The sequence below is a fragment of the Vreelandella neptunia genome (assembly GCF_022489065.1).
Classification (GTDB): domain Bacteria; phylum Pseudomonadota; class Gammaproteobacteria; order Pseudomonadales; family Halomonadaceae; genus Vreelandella; species Vreelandella neptunia_A.
Genome location: NZ_JAKVTW010000008.1, coordinates 134,820 through 156,785, shown reverse-complemented (window position 1 = coordinate 156,785; position 21,966 = coordinate 134,820). Strand labels below are relative to the sequence as shown.

At 53.3% G+C, this 21,966-nt stretch carries 18 protein-coding genes; 7 read left to right on the top strand and 11 right to left on the bottom strand.

Annotation, left to right across the window (positions count from 1 at the left end; translation table 11 throughout):
- Positions 1–55 precede the first annotated feature (55 nt).
- Together ahpF and ahpC are read right to left on the bottom strand one after the other, a co-directional pair.
- Complete coding sequence (ahpF, locus tag MLE19_RS12625) at positions 56–1,612, bottom strand: alkyl hydroperoxide reductase subunit F (RefSeq protein WP_240718532.1); 1,557 nt, start codon at positions 1,610–1,612, stop codon at positions 56–58.
- A 178-nt stretch (positions 1,613–1,790) separates the two neighbouring features.
- The gene (gene ahpC, locus MLE19_RS12620; protein ID WP_240718531.1) at positions 1,791–2,354 is read right to left on the bottom strand and encodes an alkyl hydroperoxide reductase subunit C; all 564 of its coding nucleotides are present in this window, start codon (positions 2,352–2,354) and stop codon (positions 1,791–1,793) included.
- 421 nt (positions 2,355–2,775) lie between these two features.
- Between ahpC and MLE19_RS12615 the strand changes: the two genes are divergently transcribed.
- The 4 genes from MLE19_RS12615 (at position 2,776) to MLE19_RS12600 (ending at position 6,990) form a co-directional block, all read left to right on the top strand.
- Positions 2,776–3,879 carry a polyamine ABC transporter substrate-binding protein gene (locus tag MLE19_RS12615; RefSeq protein WP_240718530.1) on the top strand — a complete coding sequence of 368 codons (1,104 nt, stop codon included), beginning with the start codon at positions 2,776–2,778 and terminating at the stop codon, positions 3,877–3,879.
- A 112-nt stretch (positions 3,880–3,991) separates the two neighbouring features.
- Positions 3,992–5,173 carry an ABC transporter ATP-binding protein gene (locus MLE19_RS12610; RefSeq protein ID WP_240718529.1) on the top strand — a complete coding sequence of 394 codons (1,182 nt, stop codon included), beginning with the start codon at positions 3,992–3,994 and terminating at the stop codon, positions 5,171–5,173.
- Between the two features lie 69 nt (positions 5,174–5,242).
- A complete protein-coding gene (locus tag MLE19_RS12605; RefSeq protein WP_240718528.1) occupies positions 5,243–6,166 on the top strand; it encodes an ABC transporter permease subunit in 924 nt (307 codons plus the stop codon).
- The gene (locus MLE19_RS12600) at positions 6,163–6,990 is read left to right on the top strand and encodes an ABC transporter permease subunit (protein ID WP_240718527.1); all 828 of its coding nucleotides are present in this window, start codon (positions 6,163–6,165) and stop codon (positions 6,988–6,990) included. Before MLE19_RS12605 ends, MLE19_RS12600 begins: the two co-directional genes overlap by 4 nt.
- A 6-nt stretch (positions 6,991–6,996) precedes the next feature.
- On the opposite strand, the gene MLE19_RS12595 is transcribed toward MLE19_RS12600, so the two are convergent.
- The gene (locus MLE19_RS12595) at positions 6,997–7,206 is read right to left on the bottom strand and encodes a CPXCG motif-containing cysteine-rich protein (protein ID WP_240718526.1); all 210 of its coding nucleotides are present in this window, start codon (positions 7,204–7,206) and stop codon (positions 6,997–6,999) included.
- Positions 7,207–7,350: 144 nt separating this feature from the next.
- On the opposite strand from MLE19_RS12595, the gene MLE19_RS12590 reads away from it, so the two are divergent.
- Positions 7,351–7,779 (top strand): DUF3617 domain-containing protein, encoded by a 429-nt coding sequence (locus MLE19_RS12590; protein ID WP_240718525.1) that lies wholly within the window; start codon positions 7,351–7,353, stop codon positions 7,777–7,779.
- Between the two features lie 75 nt (positions 7,780–7,854).
- On the opposite strand, the gene MLE19_RS12585 is transcribed toward MLE19_RS12590, so the two are convergent.
- Positions 7,855–10,992 (bottom strand): efflux RND transporter permease subunit, encoded by a 3,138-nt coding sequence (locus tag MLE19_RS12585; protein ID WP_240718524.1) that lies wholly within the window; start codon positions 10,990–10,992, stop codon positions 7,855–7,857.
- Positions 10,992–12,074, bottom strand: a complete 1,083-nt coding sequence (locus MLE19_RS12580) for an efflux RND transporter periplasmic adaptor subunit (protein ID WP_240718523.1) — start codon at positions 12,072–12,074, stop codon at positions 10,992–10,994. The genes MLE19_RS12585 and MLE19_RS12580 overlap by 1 nt, the downstream gene beginning before the upstream one ends.
- 147 nt (positions 12,075–12,221) lie before the next feature.
- Between MLE19_RS12580 and MLE19_RS12575 the strand changes: the two genes are divergently transcribed.
- A complete protein-coding gene (locus MLE19_RS12575) occupies positions 12,222–13,406 on the top strand; it encodes an NAD(P)/FAD-dependent oxidoreductase (RefSeq protein WP_240718522.1) in 1,185 nt (394 codons plus the stop codon).
- Positions 13,407–13,441: 35 nt separating this feature from the next.
- Here MLE19_RS12575 and MLE19_RS12570 read toward each other — a convergent pair whose 3' ends face one another.
- The 4 genes from MLE19_RS12570 to MLE19_RS12555 all read right to left on the bottom strand — a co-directional run bounded on the left by MLE19_RS12570 (position 13,442) and on the right by MLE19_RS12555 (position 15,573).
- Complete coding sequence (locus MLE19_RS12570) at positions 13,442–13,753, bottom strand: YqjK family protein (protein ID WP_240718521.1); 312 nt, start codon at positions 13,751–13,753, stop codon at positions 13,442–13,444.
- Positions 13,728–14,132 carry a phage holin family protein gene (locus MLE19_RS12565; protein WP_240718520.1) on the bottom strand — a complete coding sequence of 135 codons (405 nt, stop codon included), beginning with the start codon at positions 14,130–14,132 and terminating at the stop codon, positions 13,728–13,730. Before MLE19_RS12565 ends, MLE19_RS12570 begins: the two co-directional genes overlap by 26 nt.
- Positions 14,132–14,464, bottom strand: a complete 333-nt coding sequence (locus MLE19_RS12560) for a DUF883 family protein (protein WP_240718519.1) — start codon at positions 14,462–14,464, stop codon at positions 14,132–14,134. Before MLE19_RS12560 ends, MLE19_RS12565 begins: the two co-directional genes overlap by 1 nt.
- A 77-nt stretch (positions 14,465–14,541) precedes the next feature.
- Positions 14,542–15,573, bottom strand: a complete 1,032-nt coding sequence (locus MLE19_RS12555; protein ID WP_240718554.1) for a phospholipase A — start codon at positions 15,571–15,573, stop codon at positions 14,542–14,544.
- Between the two features lie 205 nt (positions 15,574–15,778).
- Between MLE19_RS12555 and mscK the strand changes: the two genes are divergently transcribed.
- Positions 15,779–19,090: a mechanosensitive channel MscK gene (mscK, locus tag MLE19_RS12550; protein ID WP_240718518.1), complete on the top strand. Its 3,312-nt coding sequence runs from the start codon at positions 15,779–15,781 to the stop codon at positions 19,088–19,090.
- 21 nt (positions 19,091–19,111) lie between these two features.
- Here mscK and MLE19_RS12545 read toward each other — a convergent pair whose 3' ends face one another.
- Together MLE19_RS12545 and MLE19_RS12540 are read right to left on the bottom strand one after the other, a co-directional pair.
- Complete coding sequence (locus MLE19_RS12545; protein ID WP_240718553.1) at positions 19,112–19,870, bottom strand: TlyA family RNA methyltransferase; 759 nt, start codon at positions 19,868–19,870, stop codon at positions 19,112–19,114.
- A gap of 30 nt (positions 19,871–19,900) precedes the next feature.
- A complete protein-coding gene (locus tag MLE19_RS12540; protein ID WP_240718517.1) occupies positions 19,901–21,943 on the bottom strand; it encodes a hypothetical protein in 2,043 nt (680 codons plus the stop codon).
- Positions 21,944–21,966 lie beyond the last annotated feature (23 nt).

Here is a 21,966-nt window from a genome sequence, read left to right as displayed (position 1 = left end):
TTGCTAAGTCTTTAACTACCCGTCCCTTAACTACTCAACCTTTAACCACGAAGGCTTAATTGCGAATTAAGTAGTCGAAAGCGCCGAGCGATGCCTTGGCGCCTTCGCCCATCGCAATGATGATCTGCTTGTAGGGCACGGTGGTCACATCCCCCGCGGCAAATACGCCGGGTACAGAGGTCATACCATGGGCATCGGCGATGATTTCACCACGGGGTGTCATTTCAATCGGTGAGCCTTTCAGCCACTCAGTGTTAGGCACGAGGCCAATCTGAACAAAAATACCTTCTAACGCGATGGATTTGCTCTCATCGGTGGTGCGGTCTTTATAGTTCAGGCCATTGACACGGCTGCCGTCACCGGTGACTTCGGTCGATTGTGCGTTGAGAATGATATCAACGTTAGGCAGGCTCTTGAGCTTCTTTTGCAGCACCGCATCAGCGCGCATCTCACCCATAAACTCAACTAGCGTGACGTGGCCGACAATGCCCGCTAAATCAATCGCTGCTTCAACACCCGAGTTACCACCCCCAATTACCGCTACCCGCTTGCCTTTGAACAGCGGACCGTCACAGTGAGGGCAGTAGGCAACACCTTTGTTACGATACTGCTGCTCGCCGGGCACGTTCATCTCACGCCAGCGGGCGCCTGTCGCCAGTACAAGCGTCTTGCTCTTCAGCTTAGCGCCGGACTCAAACGATACTTCGTGAAGACCGCCTTCTGTCTCGGCAGCTTTAAAGGAAGTAGCAAGCTGCAGGTTCATGACGTCAACTTCGTAATCTTTGACATGCTCTTCAAGCGCGCTAACCATTTTCGGGCCTTCGGTGTGTGACACCGAAATGAAGTTTTCAATGCCCATGGTATCCGCCACCTGGCCGCCGAAGCGCTCAGCGGCCACGCCAGTATTGATACCTTTACGCGCTGAGTAAATGGCTGCCGCAGCGCCCGCCGGGCCACCGCCAATTACCAGCGTATCGAAAGCGGCTTTTTCGCTTAGTTTTTTAGCATCGCGTTCGGCGGCACCAGTATCAACCTTGGCCAGAATCTGTTCGAGCGTCATGCGGCCCTGATCGAACGGCTTACCGTTCAAATAGACGCTCGGCACCGACATGATTTCGCGAGACTCGACTTCATCCTGGAACAGCGCGCCGTCGATAGCGACGTGGCGCACGTTAGGGTTGAAGATAGCCATCAAGTTGAGCGCCTGAACCACGTCCGGGCAGTTCTGGCACGACAACGAGTAATAGGTCTCGAAAAGCATCTCGCCATCTAAGGCGCGAACTTGATCAAGCAAATCATCAGATGTCTTAGGCGGATGGCCGCCAACGTGCAGCAGGGCGAGCACCAAGGAGGTGAACTCGTGGCCCATAGGAATGCCTGCAAACACCACGCCCGTCTCTTCACCGGGACGGTTGATCGCAAAGGAGGGCTTGCGCGCGTCCTGGCCGTCGCTATGTAGGGTAATTTTATTGCTTAGACTGCTGATGTCCTCAAGCAAGCCGAGAAGTTCTTGTGACTTGGCACCGTCATCGAGGGAGGCAACGATCTCGAACGGCTGAGTCACTTTTTCCAGATACGCTTTCAACTGAGATTTTAAATTGGCGTCCAGCATGACAGTAGCTTCCTCGCAGGTAACAGACGTATTGAACACACGTGTGTGACGGTGCTAATCATTGATACTTTTAAAAAAAACAGTTTTAAAACAGAACGCCCGGGAGAAACCCGGGCGTTGAAACTGCACGTGCTTGCGCTACACACCTAGGAGCAAGGGCGTGAAATCGATAGGCGGTTTAGATTTTGCCTACGAGATCCAAAGACGGAGCGAGTGTCTCTTCGCCTTCTTTCCATTTCGCCGGGCACACTTCGTTCGGGTTGGCGCGCACGTACTGAGCGGCTTTCACTTTACGCAGCAGCTCTTCAGCGTTACGGCCGATGTTGCCTGCGTTGATTTCAACAATCTGGATTTTGCCATCAGGGTCGACAACAAAGGTACCGCGCTCGGCAAGGCCAGCTTCTTCAATCAAAACTTCGAAGTTGCGTGAAATGCGTAACGTCGGATCAGCAATCATTGGGTACTGCAGCTTACCGATGGTGTCAGAGCTGTCGTGCCATGCTTTATGAGTAAAGTGGGTGTCGGTTGAAACGCTGTAAATTTCAACGCCCAGCTTTTTGAATTCGGCATAGTTATCGGCAAGGTCACCAAGCTCTGTTGGGCAAACAAAGGTGAAATCCGCCGGATAGAAGAAAAAGATCGACCACTGGCCCTGCATGTCCGCTTCAGTAATGTCGACGAACTCACCATTTAAGTATGCAGTGGCTTTAAACGGCTTTACTTCAGTGTTAATTAACGACATTCAGATAATCTCCAGGATTGTTGAATGAAAAATTAGAAAGTGATGATAATACTAACGGCTAACGACTAAAGGCTAAAATTAAGAATTAACATGCCATCAATAGTATTTCTCTATCGCTTGAGTTCAATTTGCTCAATGGACTAATGCCATTGCACTGGCTGATAAATGGGGTCACTAGTGCGGAATGCAAGAATTTTCCACATTGGCTTGCGGTAGGCGCCACTGCACCGCAAAATTCGCACGGTCAGTATAATCGCCTACGCTATTGTAAGTCGTTGCAACTGTAGGCGGCTGGCAACAGTCGCAGGTGAAGCTTGGGCTGGCATGGTTACATATTTGCGCGACTCGATTAAAAGCGCGTTGCTAAAAATGTGCGGCAAAAAAACGTGGCTAAATAGTTTAGACATTAGGAGCAGTGATAATGGGGAACATCCACAAACTTTCCGCGGCCGTTGCGGCCATCTCATTCGCCGCAGCGGCCAGTGCTGCCCACGCCGAAGAGGTGCGGGTGTTTAATTGGTCAGACTATATTGCCCCAGAAACGCTTGAAAAATTTACCGAGCGTACCGGCATTGAGGTGACCTATGACGTGTATGACAGTAATGAAATTCTTGATGCCGCACTGCTTGCCGGGCGCTCTGGCTATGATGTAGTAGTACCCTCAACGTACTATTTTACTCGCCAGGTAAAAGCCGGCGTTTTTCAGCCGCTAAACCATGAGCTAATCCCCAATTTAGAAAACCTCAATCCAGAGCTAATGACCAATCTGGAAACCATTGACGCCGGTAGCGAATACTCGGTTCCGTACATGTGGGGTACCAATGGGGTCGGTTATAACGTAGAACGCGTCAAAGAGATTTTAGGTGACGACGCCCCGGTGGATAGCTGGGCGCTGCTATTTGATCCTGAAATAACCTCCGCGTTGAGCGAGGCTGGCTGTGGTTTGTCAATGCTGGACTCCGCGGATGAGATGCTATCGCCTGCCATGGCGTATTTAGGCTTAGACCCATTAAGCGAAAATATTGACGACATAGAAGCTGCTGGCGAGCTGATTGCTGAGGTTCGCGACGATATGACCTATTTCCACTCGTCGCGTTATGTCTCCGATCTAGCGAACGGTGATATCTGCGTCGCTGCTGGTTACTCCGGTGACATCTTCCAAGCGGCCGACCGGGCAGAAGAAGCCGGACGAGATTTCTCGATTGCGTACAGTATCCCCAAGGAAGGCGCAGCCCTTTGGTTCGACATGATGGCAGTACCCGCTGATGCGCCGAATACCGAAAATGCCCACGCCTTTATTAACTTTATTCTTGACCCGGAAATTGCTGCAGAGATAACCGAGTATGTGCGTTATGCCAATCCCAACTCGGCAGCGGATGAGTATCTTTCAGAAGAAATCATTAATGATCCGGCCATCTACCCGCAAACCGATGTTATGCAAAATCTGTACGTACAGGCTGAAAAGCCCCAAGATGTGCTGCGAGCCCGTACGCGTATTTGGAATCGCGTGAAATCAGGCCGTTAAGGCGACATTTATCGAACAGCGAGCGGGACGTTGATACTAGACGTTGAAACTCCGGCTCGCTGTTTCTCTTTTTTATTGCCCGGAACTTCGGGCCTTTTGATGGGAGTGGCGAATGGTCACTACGCCCCTGTCGAACGAGCCTTCATCTGCTTCGCCAACTAATTCTTCAGCGTCACGTCCTCTGGGCAAAACCCCGCGGTTTGCTGAGGATGTGGTGCTGGAAGTTAAACGCTTAAGTAAGCGATTTGACGATGCGCTGGCGGTAGATGATGTCAACTTGCAGGTTAAACGCGGCGAAATCTTCGCGTTACTAGGTGGTTCTGGTTCGGGTAAGTCGACCCTGCTGCGCATGCTGGCGGGGTTTGAAACGCCCACCGAAGGTCGTATTTTATTGGACGGTGTCAATATCACCGCCATACCGCCGCACAAGCGGCCTATTAATATGATGTTTCAGTCATATGCACTGTTTCCGCATATGACGGTGGCGCAGAACATTGCTTTTGGCTTAAAGCAGGACAAACTTCCCAAAACAGATATTGAAGCTCGCGTTGCGCAAATGCTTAAGCTGGTGCATATGGAGCGCTTTGCCAAGCGTAAGCCACATCAGCTCTCTGGCGGCCAACGCCAGCGTGTGGCGCTGGCGCGTTCGCTGGCCAAGCGGCCAAAGCTGCTGCTGCTTGATGAACCCATGGGTGCACTGGATAAAAAGCTGCGCACCGAAATGCAGCTAGAAGTGGTCGAGATCATCGAGCAGGTAGGCGTTACCTGCATTATGGTGACCCACGATCAGGAAGAGGCCATGACGATGGCTGACCGTGTGGCGATCATGGCCGATGGTTGGATCGAGCAGATAGGTTCACCTATCGATATATATGAGAGCCCTGTGAGTCGCATGGTGGCGGAATTCGTCGGCACGGTGAATCTGTTTGAAGGAGAGATCATTGAAGACGCTGCCGACCACTGTCGCATCGTTGCACCCGCGCTTGAACGGCCTATATACATTGACCATGGTATTACCACCCAGGCAGTGGATCGTCGAGTGTGGGTCGCGCTTCGCCCTGAGAAGATTTGGTTAACCCGAGAAAGGCCCACTACAGAATACAACTGGGCGGAAGGCAAGGTAGATGATATCGCCTACTTAGGTGGTTTCTCACTGTATTACGTGCGCACGCAGTCTGGTCAGGTGATCAAGGTCAGTATGGCCAATACAGAGCGTCGCGGTGATCGGCCGACCTGGGAAGACAGCGTGTATGTCTACTGGGAAGATCACAGCACGATTGTTTTGAACCGCTAGCGTTTTACGCCGCTAACGTCTTGAATTGCAATAGTGGCGCATTTTCTTACCGCGAGGAAACTGCCTTTAATGAAGCCATCTCGTTCTTCAGCACGCTCTTCAGCAATGCTCAAACGCTTGCAACTAGGGCGGCGGGCGGTGATTGCGTTTCCGCTCGTATGGCTAACGCTGTTCTTTTTACTGCCCTTCGCGCTGGTACTTAAAATCAGCTTATCCGAGGCGGCCATTGCGATTCCGCCTTATGGCCCGCTGCTTGAATATGCTGACCAGACGCTGCATGTATTTCTCAATTTAGGCAACTATCTTTACCTGCTGACGGATTCGCTCTATATCGCCGCCTACTGGGGCTCGGTGAAAACTGCCTTTATAGCGACGCTGGTCTGTTTGCTGATGGGTTACCCGATGGCGTATGCGATGGCGCGGGCGCCGGCACGCTGGCAGTTGTTGTTATTGCTGCTGGTCATGCTGCCTTCCTGGACCTCGTTTTTAATCCGTGTTTATGCCTGGATGGGGATACTCAGTAACAGCGGTTTAATCAATAACCTGCTAATAGGGTTGGGCCTAATTGATTCTCCGCTGCGGATGATGAATACCCAGTTTGCGGTCACCATTGGCATCGTTTACGCCTACTTGCCATTTATGGTGTTGCCGCTGTATGCCCATCTAACGCGCCTGGATAATGCCTTGTTGGAGGCTGCCTCAGATCTGGGATCCCGCAAACTCAATACTTTTATAAAAGTCACCTTGCCGCTCTCTATGGGCGGTATCGTAGCGGGGTCGATGTTGGTATTTATTCCAGCGGTAGGGGAGTTTGTCATTCCCGAATTGCTTGGCGGTCCCGATACACTGATGATTGGTAAAGTGCTATGGGAAGAGTTTTTCCTCAACCGCGACTGGCCCGTGGCGTCAGCGCTGGCCATGGTAATGCTACTGCTGTTACTGGTGCCGATTGTCTGGTTTCATCGTTACCAGTCCAGGGAGCTTGAATCATGAGCATACGGCGGCCTAACTTCTCAACGGTCATGCTGGTGCTTGGCCTGCTGTTTCTGTATCTCCCTATGTTTGTGCTGGTGGTGTATTCGTTCAACGCTTCAAAATTGGTCACGGTATGGGCGGGCTTTTCCACCCAGTGGTACGGCGAGCTATTCCGTGATCAGCAGATTTTGTCGGCGGTGTGGACGAGTCTGAGAATCGCGTTTTTCGCTGCCAGTATGGCGGTTTGTTTGGGTACCGTGGCAGCCTTCGTGATGACGCGCTACGGCCATTTCCGTGGCAAGACAGCGCTCTCCAGCATGGTAACGGCGCCGCTGGTCATGCCAGAGGTGATCACCGGGCTATCGCTACTGCTGCTGTTTGTACAAATGGCGCAGATTACCGGTTGGCCAGCCGACCGCGGTATGGCGACGATCTGGATTGCTCATACTACGTTTTGTAGCGCCTACGTGGCGGTGGTGGTTGCAGCGCGTTTGCGTGAAGTGGATCACTCCATTGAAGAGGCTGCCATGGATTTAGGCTCACCCCCTGTGAAAACGTTTTTTTCCATTACGCTGCCGATTATCACCCCAGCGCTGGCAGCAGGCTGGCTGCTGGCTTTTACGCTCTCTCTGGATGACTTAGTGATTGCCAGCTTTGTGTCGGGCCCTGGGGCAAATACACTGCCCATGGTGGTATTTTCATCGGTGCGTATGGGCGTATCACCAAAGATCAATGCGCTGGCTACATTGATTATATTGATCGTATCCCTGGCAACCCTGCTAGCATGGTTCTTTATGCGTCGTAATGAAACCAAGCGCAAGGCGGCTCTAAAAGACGTTTAATGAGCATTACAGAACGTCGTCGTCGCGCCCAGCCACTACGCTATCGAGTTCGCCTGTTATCGGTGAGACGATAATCTGAAGCTGGATGGGCGCGCAGCACTGGTGGCAATCTTCCCAGGTGTCGTGGCTGCCCTGGGACGTGTCAATCAGGAAGGTCAGGGGAGAGTCGCAGTAAGGGCAGTGGAAGTCATAATTGACCAGAGCGTCGTCTTGCATTTTTGGCTACCTTTTAAATCGGATGCGCGTAATCAGGCATTTCTAAGCGATTGAGTGTAACAGTGTGTCCGTGAGGTAGGGCATCGTTGGATTGAATCAGGTAGGATATTGGCAGGTTCCTAAAGCAACGCAGTGAGAGTAGCGATGATGTTACGTAACATGGCAGTAGCGGCCCTGGTGGCCTTTCCGATGGTCGCGTTGGCTGAAACCCCCAATGTGACCGCTGGTGAATGGGAGTTTGTAAGTAAAACCAGCGTCAGCGGCGAAATGGAGATTCCGGATCAAACGGAAACCGAGCGTCAATGTATTACCCAGGAAGAGCTTGAGGGAGCCGAATTCGGTTTCATCGAGGAGGAAGAGGGCTGTGAGCTGCTCGATCAGGAGCTGAATGCGGACGGCCTAAGCTATAGCATGGTATGTCGTGCTGAAGGCGGCGAAGCGACCATTGATGGCGAAATGCGTTTTATGGGTGAGCGTATTGAAGGCAGTGTCGACATCCTGACTCAGTCACCCATGGGTGAGTTGAGCATGAACACCGTGATTGAAGGCGAGTATCTTGGCGAGTGTGAGTAATCTCCGCCGCTGAGATAACAGAGCGGTCGTTGACCAAAAGGGCGCCCCACTGGGCGCCCTTTGTGTTTGCCGCTGTCAGGTGTCTGGACCACCACCTCCAGGTGCGTTTGCAATTTCTTCCTCTAGCCGCCGCTTCACTGCCCCTGGCGAACCAGTGTGGCGGGCAAGTAAGTCGTAAGCCACAGGCACAACAAACAGAGTAAACAGCGTGGCTGAGCCGACCCCCGCCATAATCACGGTACCGATGACCAAACGCGATTCTGCGCCAGGACCCGTTGAGATAATCAACGGGATAGCACCGGCCATGGTCGTCACGGCGGTCATTAAGATCGGCCTTAAACGCGTAACGGAGGCTTCAATCAATGCTGCTCTGAACGCTTGACCCTCATCGCGCAGCTGGTTGGCAAACTCGACGATGAGAATGCCGTTCTTGGCGGCTAGGCCAATTAGCAGCACCAGACCCACTTGGCTGTATATGTTGAGTGATTGGCCGCTTAGCAGTAGCGCAAGCAAAGCACCGCTCATGGCTAATGGCACGGTTAGCATGATCACAAAGGGGTGAACCAAGCTTTCAAACTGCGCCGCTAACACTAAGAAAACCACCAAAGCGCCTAGTATCAGTAGGAAAGCGGTGGCACCGCTGGCTTGCTGGAAGTCGCGCGATGCCCCTGCGACATTGGTTTGGGCCTCTTCAGGTAGCAGCTCAGCGGCGCTCTCCTCTAGATACTCCAGCGCCTCCCCGAGCGGGTAACCATCCGCCAGATTGGCCTCGATAGTAATCGCCCGTATGCGGTCAAAGCGGTTCAAGGTGCTGGCGCCAGCAAAGTCGGAAAGGGTGACGAGACTCGCCAAGGGGATCAGCTCACCAGTGCGAGCCGAGCGCACCTGGATATTATCCAACGCCCGTGGGCTATTCTGGCTACCGCGATCACCCTCTAAAATCACATCGTACTCTTCGCCGTCATCCACATAGCGGGTGACATTGCGTCCGCCGAGTAGCACTTCCAGGGTTCTGCCAATTTCCGTGACAGTCACGCCAAGTGAAGCGGCGCGCTCGTAGTCAATGTCTACCCGCAGCTGGGGTTGGGTTTCGTTATAGTTACTTTCAAGCGCCATTAAACGTGGATTGCTCTCACGCACGTGATTCATGAGCCTATCGCGCCATAGCGCTAACTCTTCGTAGTTGCCGCCACCCAGCACAAATTGAACGGGTTTTTCGGTGCGCTGACCAAAGCCTTGGCGCATCACCGGGAAGGCTTGTACGCCCGGCAGCGTGCTGAGGGTTTGGCGCACCTCTGCCATGATGTCCCAGGCGCTACGACGACTACCCCAGTCGGCCATGTTGACGATGATAAAGCCGCTATTAAAGTTCTCGATATTGCCGTAGCCGCGTGGCGCGCGAACCACCACACGCTCTAACTCGCCGCTCTCGACCAGCGGCGTCATGCGGGCCTCGATTTCATCCATATAGTCCATCATGTAGTCGAAGGTAGCCCCTTCAGGGCCATTCACCAGTACGATAAAGTTGCCGCGGTCTTCCTGGGGGGTATATTCATTCGGTAACGCCGTGGCTAACCATGCAGTGGCTGCAATCAGCAGTATAAACATGGCCACTACCAGCCAGCGCATTTTGAGCATCCACTCTAGCGCCGTTTGATAGCGGCGTTGGGTACCGCTTAGCAACCACTGAACGGCTTTGCCAATGCGACTGTCGTGCATGCCTGGCTTCAGAATTTTAGACGCCATCATCGGTGTGAGCGTCAGTGCTAATAAGGTAGAGACCACGACCGCGGCGGCCATGGTAAGCGCGAATTCTGAAAACAGTCGCCCGATATCGCCTTGCAGCATACTCAGGGGCACGAATACCGCTACCAGGACAAGGGTGGTGGCGATAACCGCAAAAGCAATTTGGCGGGTGCCGCGAAAGGCCGCTACCAAGGGGGTTTCGCCATAGTCGTGCATGCGCCGATTAATGTTCTCAAGCACTACTATCGCGTCATCGACAATCAGGCCAATCGCCAGCACCAGCGCTAACAGCGTTAACAGGTTGATCGAGAAGTTCATGGCGGCCAGGGCGGTAAACGCACCAATAACGGCAATCGGGACAGTGACCGCTGGCACCAGCGTGGTACGTAGGTTACCCAGAAACATAAAGATCACGACGACAACAAGACCCATGGCAATAAACAGTGTCATTACCACCTGCTCAATAGCCCCTGAAACGAACAGCGAAGCATCGTAGTTCAAACTCAGTGACATGCCTTCTGGCAGCGTGCCCTGTAGCCGCTCAAGCTCCACCTGAACCGCTTCAGAAAGCTCAATCACGTTGGCCGTAGACTGCATGATCATGCCAAGCCCCACCATGGGGACACCGTTAGAACGGAATACCGAGCGATCCTCCACCGCGCCGACTTCTACCCTAGCAACGTCAGCCAGGCGAACCAGATAGCCATTTTCGCCCTGGTTTTGAGGAGAGGTGAGGGCGAGGCGCTGAAAGTCTTCGGCGCTAGCAAAGCTGCGCGGAAGTCGGACAATAAATTGGCGATCTTCGGATTCAATCGAGCCTGCGGGCAGTTCCACATTCTCGGCCCGTAGCGAATCTTCGATATCGCTTACGGTAAGCCCTCGCGCGGCGAGGGCGTTGCGGTCTAGCCAGACACGCATGGCATAATCGCTGCCGCCACCGACACGAACCCGTGCCACGCCTGGCTGAACCGAAAGGCTGTCGACCAGAAAACGGTTAGCGTAATCGGTCAGCTCGGTAATGGAGTAGTCTTCGCCGGAAAGGCTTAGCCACACCACAATCTCTTCGCTGCTATCGGCTTTGGTGACCTCAGGGTTGTCAGCATCATCGGGAAGGTTGCGCAGCGCGCCAGAGATGCGGTCGCGAATATCGTTGGCGGCGGCATTGATATCCATATCAATGTTAAATTCGATTTCAATCTGAGAGCGGCCATCCTCGCTACGCGAGGTGATTAACTCTATGCCTTCCACCCCGGCAATCCGGTCTTCAAGCACTTGGGTGATACGTGTTTCGACGACGTTGGCCGAGGCGCCCGGATAGCGAGTATCAATGGTGACGACCGGTGGGTCGATAGTGGGGTACTCTTGCAGCGGCAGGCGATTAAGCGCTAACAGACCAAAGGCGATAATCAGCGCTGCAATGACCATCGCCAGTACTGGGCGCTGAACGGAGATATCCGATAGACGCATTAGCGGTCGGCCTCCAGCAGCGCTCGAATACCTGTCTCGTCATCGGCGATGCCGATTACCCTCGCTTCTTGGCCATCGCGGGCAAGCTGTAGGCCATGAACGACAATTAAATCGTCGGCTGCCAAGCCCTCAAGAATTTCCACCTCGCCATTGCGACGCTCGCCGATCTTAACTTCACGCTGGGCCAGACGCGTGCTGCCATCAAGCTGTTCGATAAGCATGACAAAATGACGATCACCGCTAGGTTCGATCGCTGCTTCAGGGATCACGATGGTGTCACGCACTCGCTGCTGAACGATGACTTCCATTAACATGCCTGGGCGCAACCGACCGTCAGCGTTATCGAGTTCAGCGCGGACGTTGACGCTGCGAGTGACCGGGTCTACGCGAGTGCCAATGGTAGCGATATCACCGCTAAAGATGTCATCAGGAAAGGCGGCGGTGGTGGCATTCAGCATCAAACCGGGTGAAAGGCGGCCCAGAAACACCTCGGGTACGCTGAAGTCTAATTTCATCACATCGAGCTTATCGAGGGTCACTAAGTCCATTCCTGGGGTGACCAGAGCGCCGACGCTGATGTTACGAAAACCAACGCGGCCACTGAAGGGCGCTTTTATCTGGTAATTCGCTAGCTGTGCTTCAATGGCTTGAATGTCAGCATCAGCCTGACGCAACCGAGATTGGCTATCTTCAACATCAGCCCTAGCGGCTAAATTGCGCTGTTGAAGCTGCGAAGCGCGACCCGATGCATTCCGACGCTCTTCACGCAGCGCCTGGGATGCTCTCAGCAGTGCCTGCTCTTCAGCATCTTCTAGGCGAATAAGCAGTCGCCCCTCCTCGACCTGCTCACCGTCCTGGAAATTGATTTCGGACACAATTTCCGTGACGGTGGCAGATAGCGTGACGCTCTCATCGGCACTGAGTGTACCCAAGGCTTCCAAAGGGTCGGACCATGTGGTCATAACCGCCCGCGTACCGATGACTGAAGGGGCGGTCTGAGCATACGTCACATGAGATAACAGCAGCGCGATGGGAATGAGTGCGATGCGGGTAAGCAGTCGTCTGTGAAAGGGCAAATGCATAGTGTTCTCAGCGTTAGTAATATTTATACAATTATTGTATAGAGTAATTTATCAATGTAATAATTTTTAAGGGTCTGTCCCTGCTAGAATGCCTACCTTTTAACGCGTGAGTCGCCCCAATGAGCCTTCTTTTACGAGCTATTTATTATGATCTATGACGTCGTGATCATCGGTGCTGGCGCGGCGGGCTTGATGTGTGCGGCGCAAGCGGGCTACTCCGGTAAGCGGGTTCTAGTCCTTGATCATGCTAATAAAGCGGGCAAGAAAATTTTGATGTCCGGTGGTGGCCGCTGCAACTTTACCAATCTTGGCACGACGCCACAGCACTTTTACTCATCAAACCCTTACTTTTGTATCTCAGCGCTTAAGCGATATCGCCCAGAACACTTTGTAGAGCTGGTAGAACGGCATGGCGTTGAGCATGTAGAGAAAACCCCAGGGCAGCTGTTTTGTGCGACCTCGGCCAAAGAGATTGTCCGCACGCTGCTTACTGAGTGTGAGTGGGCGGGGGCTGAGGTAAAATTGAGCACCCAGATCACCCGTGTCGAAAGGCAGGGTAGTGCCATGCGGCTAGCGACTTCGATAGGTAAAATTGATGCGGGTGTGGTGGTGGTGGCGAGCGGTGGGCTCTCCATTCCAAGCATGGGCGCGACAGGTTTTGGCTACGACGTCGCACGTCAATTTGGCCTGGAGGTATTTGATACACGCCCCGGCCTGGTGCCATTTACGCTTAGTGACACATGGAAAGTGCGCGCTGCCGAGCTTTCAGGATTGAGTGTGCCGGTCGCTGTCAGTGCTGAAAACCGCCGCTTTGTTGACCCTATGCTGTTTACTCACCGGGGCCTGTCAGGGCCAGCGATGCTGCAGGTCTCCAGTGTCTGGCAGCCGGGTGGGAGCATAACGGTTGACTTGCTGCCCGATGAAGATGTGGCGCAGTCGTTACGTGTGGCTCGGGAAGAGACGCCAAAACGCCAGCTGTCGACGTGGCTTGGTGAGCGCTTCCCAAAGCGCTTGGCACAAGCGTTGCTTCAGTGGTATCCCGACCATGATCCTGCACGACCACTGGCTCAATATGCTAACGCATCGCTGGATGAGTGGGCGGGTAGGCTCAACGCTTGGCAACTGAAGCCAGCTGGAACTGAAGGGTGGCGAACTGCAGAGGTAACCATGGGAGGCGTAAATACCGATGCTATCTCCTCCAAAACGTTTGAAGTGAAAGCGTTGCCACAGCTGCGGTTTATAGGTGAGGTTCTGGATGTGACGGGAGAACTTGGGGGGTATAACTTTCAGTGGGCGTGGGCGAGTGGGGTAGCCTGCGGGCAATCCTGTTAGGCAACCCCACTCATCCTGGGCATTCGCATTGAGCTTTACGTAGCCACTTTGGCTAATAATTTAAGCTTCTTAAATAACATATAACCTGCGAGCGCTTTTCTACCGGCCGCCATGGCGCCACCAGGGTGGCGCATCATTTTGAACGCGGCAAATCCGCCAACAGCGTAAAGCGGTAGCCTGAAACTTTTCCAACTTTGATCCAGTGGCGAAGCAGCGTGCTGCAAATATTCGCTATCGACCAAAATATCAATACGTTGCTGTTCCAACTCCGCCAATAGCTGGGCTTTGCGCTCAGCGCGGCTCAATGGTTTAGTGCCGGGTTTAACGGTTTCTGCGGATGGTTTCATCACTTGGCTCCTCAAGCAAAGCTCGATCAGCGGCAAGCTGTTTGAGTGTTTCTTTTAAAAGCGAGTGACGCTTAGACTGGCGGATAGCGATAATTGCAAGCAGTAAGCTAGCGCCTATCAACACCCCCGCACTGATCGCAATGGCTGTAAGGCGATAACTATCCCAAAACAGAACCACGATTAGGGCCGTCAGAGTGGCAACGCCTAACAGCAGCAGCAATAAACTTGCCCCTGCCAGCAGGAGAAGAACCATTAAGCGGGCACGCTCTTCTTCTAACTCAAACACCGCCAAACGCAGGCGGGTTTCGCTATTAGCTATCAGCGAATTCAGCAAACGTTTGGCGGCAGAGAAGACGCGTTGGGTTGGACCCAAAGCCATTAGCGACGACCGAGCAGCATACCCACAACCATACCTGCTGCTGCACCAATACCAATACTCGTCCAGGGGTTCTCATGAACGTAGCGGTCACAGGCATCAGCTTGATGAGTTAGTGAGTCTCGCGTTTCGTCATAAATGCGCTCACCACGTGCTTCAAGGCGCGCGCGGGTATCTTTAAGGCGACGTTCTGCACGGGTACGAAGATCGTGCATTTCTCCGCTGGCATCTTTGGCTGTCGCGTTGACCAGCTCTTCAACGGTTTCGCTTAAATGGCGCAGATCATCTTTAAGTTGATCGGCTTGAGTAGAATAAGTGGGCTGACGTTTGGCCATGGAGTCTTCCTTTGACGAATGAAATTTAGGGCAGCTACAAGCATAGCAGCCACACGCTAACAGACAAGCAAATGCACCTATCGGTTCAACCCTGTTGCGCTAAACAAGGGATTTAAACTAAACCCTAGGCTAAGGCGATGCACGCGATGATCATAATCGATCATGCTTTCACCGTACCCATAATAGTACTGTACATGGGCTCGCAAACTGTTGAAAGCAGGCCAGCTGTAATCTATCTGTGTGCCAATATTGCCAGCGCTAGGGTTACCGCGTAACTGACCGCTCACTTCATGATTATTGTTCAGGCGCTTTGCAAGACGTACATCGCCGTACCCCATGTAGCGTTCGATATCTGGGTTGTCATCGTCCTCGTCTGATTCTGGTACGCGCCAATGAGGTGCCAGAGTGAACGCCCAGTCACCACGCTGAAAGGTACTTTCTAGATAAACACGGTTCCAACTGCGCGAAAGCGGTGAAGAGCGGCCATTGGATTGATGATTAATAGCCACTCGATTACGCGTATTTACCCAACCCAGCGCCTCCCAAGCATTGTCGAAATCGATAAAAATTTCGGGCTCGTAGTTAGTCTCGCGGAAGGGCGACGAGGCATCGGTGTTATAAGCCTGCCACCAGCTCCGCTGGGTGTAACCGAAAAAGACATCGCCGTACTCACCAAACACCTGTTCGGCGAGATTCACCTTGGCACTGAACTGAAATTTCAGCTCCACGCTGTCCGCCGAGGCATCTTCCGAAATACTGCGGAAGCTTTCACGGTTCTGGTTCGCGTTATAGCTGACCGGAAACAGGTAATTGGTACGGTGTGTGGTGATTGAAAACGGGTTTCGGCTCGACTCTTGCTCAAGCTCACGGCGTTCGCTTAAGTCTTCCCGCGCGGCTTCTACGGGTAACGGTTCGAACGGCATGCCTTGTGCGGCATCGGCAGGATTTTCTACTTGCTGCAGCTGTTGACGCAAATCATACAGTTCAGCGTTGAGCGCACGGATACGCGCTTCGATTTCCTGCTGAGACTCAGCCAGGGCATTTGCACTAAATGTAGCAAGGCTCAGCAGAACAATTAGTTTTGTTAACGACAGTTTTCGGGTGACCATCAAGGTGACTCGCAAAATGAATGAATAGGCAAATGCCATGGTTGTTTCTATCACGCCGCCTGCGGAAGTCAACACCTCTGATTGCGCTGGCTATCAGAACGTCTGACAATAACCTTATTATCCGTATCTGCGGAACTATCGATGTCAACGAGGCATATGAAACGTGGTTAGATGCGCCTGTAAGTGGATCGTAACGTGTTTATTCTTGCTGCTGGTCATTAGCAGTACCGCGAATAATCCAGCCCACGCCGCACTTCAGGCCAACATGCTTGAGCGCGTGCCGGAACAGGATGAGCTGGCCACAAGGCTTGCCCAGCTGGAAGCGCTTGAGGGTGCCTTGACCGCTCAACAGACCAGCGATAAAGAAGCCTTAGAGTCAGCGCTTGAAGCTTATGAGCGGTTAGCCTCTGTGGACGAGCGACTTGCGGCGCTGGAAACGCGCGTAGAGCAAGCTCCAGAACTACTAACAGATCTGCAGCGTGAGCTGAGCGAAGCTGAAGAAGCTTCGCAACAGCTTTCCGTTGCCGACTTGAGCGACCGCCCACTCGACGAGCTGGAAACACTGCAAACGGAAGCAGTGGTCGAGCTTCAGCAGTTGCAAAGTCAGCTAGCAGAAGTGAACTCTCAACTCCTGGCAGCGCAAACACTCCCAGAACGCGCCCAACAATCCATCGCTGAAACTCTCCAGCGCGCGGAGAGTTTACGCCGACAACACGATGAGCGCGAGGCTTTGCTAGCGGATCGTCAACTTTCTGCACTCAGCGATGCACGGCTTATCCAATTACGCCTTGAACGCGCCCTTGCCGATCGTGAAGTGAGCTTTTACCAGCGCGAGCTAAGTGCCAATAGCCGACTTCGTGAGTTAGCCCAGGAGCGACGCGATGTGCTGATGCTGCAGATCGATTATCAAGAGCAGCAGCTTAATATGTTGCAAGGCGTGATAGACCGTCAGCGCCGATTGGCCTCTGAACAAGCGATTGCCGATGCCGCCCGGGATAATCCGTTAATTGCCGCAGGGCATCCAGTGGTGGTGCAAGCTCAGCAAACCAATCAAACATTAAGCCTCGAACTGCTGAGGGCAACAGATCGCGCTAATAGCGTTGTACGCGAGAATATCGAAGCCCAGCGTCAGTTGGAGCATGTACGTCAACTGCAGCGCAGCCTGAATGAGCAAATTGAAGCGATCCGCGGTAGTCAACTGCTGTCGCGAATTCTACGCGAACAGCGCCAATCCCTTCCCCCATTAGTCGCACGTCGAGATTTGCAGGATGAAATTGCCGACCTGCGTTTGAAGCAGTTTGATTTGGTTCGCCAGCGCGACCAGTTACGCCAAAGTGACCAGTTTGCCACGCAGCGTCTGGCAGAGGCGGGCATAGAGGCAACGCCTGGATTAGTCGATTCACTCTCTCGTCTTTATCAATCACGTCGTGAGCTGGTCGAGCAACTGGAGCAGTCCTACGGCAGTTTGCTGAGTGCGGCAATTGAGCTGCAGCTTAATCAACAGCAGCTATTAACGACGACTAGCGAGCTGCGCGAAACCATTGATGAACAGCTATTTTGGGTCGCTAACAGTCGCCCTCTGGACTTTAACTGGCTGCGTCAATTGCCCAGTAATTTATTTTCAGAGTGGCAAGAGGGAGAGTGGCGCGCCATTTTGCCCACCCGTTGGCAAGGGCTCTCTTGGGAGGTTCTCAAAGGGGCTCCGATAGTATTGTTGGGCCTGGTATTGATGGGCCTGCGTCGAACAATCAAGGCTCGTCTGGCCACTTTGCACTCACAAATTGGCCGCTTGAAAAGCGATACGCAGTTACATACCCCTAAAGCGGTACTGATGAATGCGCTGCTAGCGCTTTCTGGCCCAATGGCGTTAGCGGGTATTGGGGTTGGTTTATTAAGCGCAGCGGGGCCGTTGGCAACTAGTGTTGCTCCGGCACTGCTTCAGTTAGCCCTGAGTTGGGGCGTAGTGGCATGGGTGCGCCGGCTATTGGTTCCTGATGGTGTGGCTGAGCGTCATTTTACCTGGTCACCTCAATACACGGCTCGCTTACGCCAACTACTAGGGGGTTTAGGGGTTGCTTTAGTACCTGTTATTGCCATTGCGGCGATGTCGGGCCAGATGGAAACCCCGTTAGCTCTGCGCCCCGTTGCTTTAGCGTTACTCTCGCTAGGTTTGATTGCGATGAGCTGGTGGCTGGCGCAGTTAATACTGGCGCATATCCCCATTTTCGGCGTTCATTTGTTTCGCCTGTTTTTGGGGCTGGCGATGGCATCGGTGCCGCTGATTCTTCTGGGATTGGTGGTCTGGGGTTACGAATACACCGCGCTGCGATTAGTAGGGCGCTTTGCCATTACTCTTTACCTGTTAGGGCTATGGGTGGTTGTGGAAGCAACGTTGGTGAGAAGCCTTGCCGTAGCCGCGCGTCGACTCGCCTATCGACGTGCGCTGGCGCGACGTCGAGCTCAGGTGCAAGAAGGTGCAGAAGGGGGGCTGGAAGTCGTAGAAGAACCTCCGCTTGATATGGCGCAAATCAATAGCCAGTCGCTACGGCTTTCCAAGCTAATTGTGTTGATTGGCTTTAGTGCTCTGCTTTATCTGGTCTGGGCAGACTTGCTTTCAGTGCTTGGCTATCTGGACAACGTGTCACTATGGGAGGCGCAAGAGGGGGATCTGGTTGATAACGCATTATCGATATCGGACATCTTTGCTGCCCTGCTGATTGTCGCTATTACGTTTATCATGGCGGGCAATTTACCTGGCCTGTTAGAAGTAATGGTGCTATCCCGGCTGTCACTGAAACAAGGCAGCGCCTATGCGATTAGCTCGCTGCTCTCCTACACCATTGTGGGCACGGGGATTGTGATGGGGTTATCGACCCTTGGCGTTTCCTGGGACAAGCTGCAGTGGCTGGTGGCCGCTCTAAGTGTGGGCTTAGGGTTTGGTTTGCAGGAGATTTTCGCCAACTTTATATCCGGTTTGATCATACTGTTCGAGCGGCCGATTCGTATTGGCGACACGATCACTATTGGTAATTTGCACGGTACCGTCAGCCGTATCCGCATCCGGGCGACCACAGTTACAGACTTTGATCGTAAAGAGATTATTATCCCCAATAAAACCTTTGTCACCGACCAACTGATCAACTGGTCGCTGTCAGATAATATCACCCGTGTGGTGCTTACCTACGGCGTGGCTCACGGCTCGGATATGCCTACGGTACACCAGCTGCTACGCAAAGCGGCAGATGAAAATCCACGCGTTCTGACGGATCCTGAGCCACAGGTTTTCTGTCTAAGCTACGGACAGCACAGCCTTAATTTTGAGTTACGTATTTTCGTCAACGACTTGCTTGACCGCCTTTTTGCCGCTGATGAAATTAACTGTCGGGTAGATTCACTGTTTCGTGAAGCGGGAGTGCGCGTGGCATTTGAGCAAATGGATGTATGGCTACACCCTGATCAGGGGGAGGCCATAAAAGTGCAGTCCGCTAATCATCTAACGCCTCCTTCCTCGACTTAATGCGCTTTTAAGCCTCGTATTTTACGGTTCTCTTACAGCGTGAAGGAGAAACTCCCGATTGCCATCGCCGCCGGTAATCGGGCTCTCCTGCCAGTGGCGTATGGTAAATCCGCAGGCGTGACAAGTGCTGCGAATATTAGCCTCAACGTCGGCATAACGTTTAGCGTCGCGCACCACACCATGTTTATCCAGTGCCCCTGGATTCAGCTCAAATTGAGGTTTAACCAGTGAGATCAATTGCCCCCCTGGCGGTAGCAGAGCGGCAATTTCGGGCAGAATCAGCGTTTGCGATATAAACGACACATCCATAATGGCGCGATCGACGGGGTGGGCAGCAAGTACGCTTATTAGTGTTTCATCGCTGCTCATATAACGCGCATTCAACCCTTCCAAACAGGTCACCCGTGGGTCGCTACGCAGTGCGGGTGCCAACTGCCCATGGCCAACTTCGACGCCAATGACATGGCGGGCGCCAAAGCGCAGCGCGCAGTCTGTGAAGCCCCCGGTTGATTGGCCAACATCGAGAATTGCGTGGTCGTCAAAGCGTAGTGCAAGCGTCTCCAGCACTGCCTCAAGCTTTAATCCGGCACGGGATACATAGCGCTCCTCTGGGTCATCTTCCACTTCAAAACGAGTATCTTCGGGCCACTTTTCAGACGCTTTAATTAACGCTTTGCCATTAACTGCGAGACGAATCCGGCCATGCCGAATAAGCCGCTGGGCGCGGGTACGCGAATTGGCCAGCCCTTGGCTGACCAATAGTTGATCGAGTCGCATCATCATGAATCAGTCTGTCGTTAAAAGGGCTGCTTATTCTACATCCGGAGGAGCATTAGGGCCTTGATCGGCCTGTAGTTCGACAGGCGGTAAGCGCGATGCCCCCCAGCTACGGTGCAGGTAATATTTAACATTCTCCAGCTCCTCATTGGTGACAGATATTATTTCACCGCGTTCGAGTGGGTCGTAATGATAAATATACAGCCGCGATGCAAAGCGTTCGAATGGCAGTGATGCTTCACCAAAGCGTTCACCGTTACCCGATGTGCTGACAATGACGCCGTCGCCCCAATCCTGTCCGCTATCATTGTTGGGGTTATAAAAATAGACCCGCATGACGTCAGAAGGGTCGAGAGATGCCCGCAATATGGTAATCGCATGCCAGCCAATAAAGCGCGCTGCGCTATCGGTGACGGCAATGCCCGCTGGCTGAGGATGAATCAGCGGTTGGTTGCCGTTGTAATAGGGGTGGTAGCTGGCGTAGAAGTGGCGCACGAAATCATCCACATCGCTTAACTGACCGGTGGCAACATCAACATTGATGCGGAAACCACGCCCAGACCACCAACCATGAAATTCAGGATTCACCCAGCGGTGAGGGTCGCCCTCCCGGCCAATGCAGCGTCGGCCCATCTCGGCATAAATGCGATCCAGATGTGGCACCACAATCAGCGAAACAGGGTCTAAATCCATCGGTAGTTCAGTCGCAACACCGGAAAGGCTCTCCATTGATGAGATCGCCTGCCCCTCAAAGTGCATAATGATTTCGTCATCGCGTGCCGCCCACGCCACCATCTGCAGCAGATAGTCTGGGTCATTATAGGCCCACATGGAGAGGGCGCGTGCCGATTGGCAGGTTGGGTTATTGCCCTGGCCCACGCCAAGCGGTAGTCCCAGCATGCACAGCACGCCTTCAATAAGGCGAGCCCGTGGGGAGACGATGTCACCATACGCGATAGTTAACCGCGACTGTGCCCACTCGGAGAGTGGTAGGTTGAGCTGGCGCCACATCGCTGGCGCTACCGGGGGTTGGTAGAGAATACCGCGCTCAAGCATCAGCGCCAGGCCATACACCGCTTGTGCAGTGGCAGGATATACACCGCCACGAATAAGCGCTTGAACCAGCTCCCGATAGCAGAGTAGGCAATCACGCCCGGTAGACGATAAGCCCAGTGCTTCAGAGAGTAAGTGATCCCCCTCTTCAAGCAGGTGGCGTAGCAGTACAGCGTGATAGGGCGATACTAGGCCGGTATCGTGCATTGCTCTGGCAAAGCCGGTGGACTCAGCCTGCAGCGCCGCCTGATCCATATGCTCCAAGCGATCGCGATAAACATCGACGCCAGGATCTTCCCGGCAGGCCTGAGTAGGCCCGTAAAGCGAGCTGACCAAACGGTCGGCGCCCTGGCCGCTGGCGCCCAGATCAATTGCCGGGTTGGCTTGGCACAGCGCGATTTGAGTGATCATCTGTTTGATCGCATCAACCTGGATAGGGCGCTGCTTTAAAATGCGCCAAATCTCATCAATCAGTTGGTCAACAATATGTTCGTAGCCAATACGATCGGCTAAATGTTGGAAAAGATGGCGAGGAATGGTCGCCAGTCGCCCCTGGGTTTCCCGCTCTGCTTCGCTGGGCGGTAAGAACAGCAGCCATAAATTAATCGCCATTACCTGGGTAAGGTAATGGTGCGCATGGTCTGCAGAAATCAAGGGATGAGCAAAGTCGCTTTTAGCGACAGCGAGGAGCCGAAGCTCGCTTAATGCTTCGATGACGACCACATTCGCATCCGCGCTTTTCAGCGAGAAAGTCGTCAGGGTCGGCACTAGATATTGGGGAGTTTCCCAATCGGAGCCCAAAAACACACCAGCGTCCTCAAACGCTTGCGCGCGGGACTCCAGTGCTTCACAACCGCCATCCTGAAGGAGTATTCGCCGCGCAGTATCCATGACTCGCGGCAGCTTGGCGGGCTTTGAGAAGGCGGGCGCCTGCGTAAGCAGGCGCACGGCGTCATCAAATTTGCTCAATAGTCCATTGAGCTTGCTATCTTCCTGAGAAGACGTAACTTGATCAGTCTCCACGGTGACTCCTTATCCCAGCATTA

Coding starts and splice junctions, on each gene's coding strand:
- MLE19_RS12605 (WP_240718528.1), top strand. CDS start 5,243: ATGAAGCCATCTCGTTCTTCAGCACGCTCTTCAGCAATGCTCAAACGC.
- ahpF (WP_240718532.1), bottom strand. CDS start 1,612: ATGCTGGACGCCAATTTAAAATCTCAGTTGAAAGCGTATCTGGAAAAA.
- MLE19_RS12600 (WP_240718527.1), top strand. CDS start 6,163: ATGAGCATACGGCGGCCTAACTTCTCAACGGTCATGCTGGTGCTTGGC.
- MLE19_RS12595 (WP_240718526.1), bottom strand. CDS start 7,206: ATGCAAGACGACGCTCTGGTCAATTATGACTTCCACTGCCCTTACTGC.
- ahpC (WP_240718531.1), bottom strand. CDS start 2,354: ATGTCGTTAATTAACACTGAAGTAAAGCCGTTTAAAGCCACTGCATAC.
- MLE19_RS12575 (WP_240718522.1), top strand. CDS start 12,222: ATGATCTATGACGTCGTGATCATCGGTGCTGGCGCGGCGGGCTTGATG.
- MLE19_RS12545 (WP_240718553.1), bottom strand. CDS start 19,870: ATGATGCGACTCGATCAACTATTGGTCAGCCAAGGGCTGGCCAATTCG.
- MLE19_RS12585 (WP_240718524.1), bottom strand. CDS start 10,992: ATGCGTCTATCGGATATCTCCGTTCAGCGCCCAGTACTGGCGATGGTC.
- MLE19_RS12555 (WP_240718554.1), bottom strand. CDS start 15,573: ATGGTCACCCGAAAACTGTCGTTAACAAAACTAATTGTTCTGCTGAGC.
- MLE19_RS12570 (WP_240718521.1), bottom strand. CDS start 13,753: ATGAAACCATCCGCAGAAACCGTTAAACCCGGCACTAAACCATTGAGC.
- MLE19_RS12615 (WP_240718530.1), top strand. CDS start 2,776: ATGGGGAACATCCACAAACTTTCCGCGGCCGTTGCGGCCATCTCATTC.
- MLE19_RS12565 (WP_240718520.1), bottom strand. CDS start 14,132: ATGGCTTTGGGTCCAACCCAACGCGTCTTCTCTGCCGCCAAACGTTTG.
- MLE19_RS12560 (WP_240718519.1), bottom strand. CDS start 14,464: ATGGCCAAACGTCAGCCCACTTATTCTACTCAAGCCGATCAACTTAAA.
- MLE19_RS12590 (WP_240718525.1), top strand. CDS start 7,351: ATGATGTTACGTAACATGGCAGTAGCGGCCCTGGTGGCCTTTCCGATG.
- MLE19_RS12610 (WP_240718529.1), top strand. CDS start 3,992: ATGGTCACTACGCCCCTGTCGAACGAGCCTTCATCTGCTTCGCCAACT.
- MLE19_RS12580 (WP_240718523.1), bottom strand. CDS start 12,074: ATGCATTTGCCCTTTCACAGACGACTGCTTACCCGCATCGCACTCATT.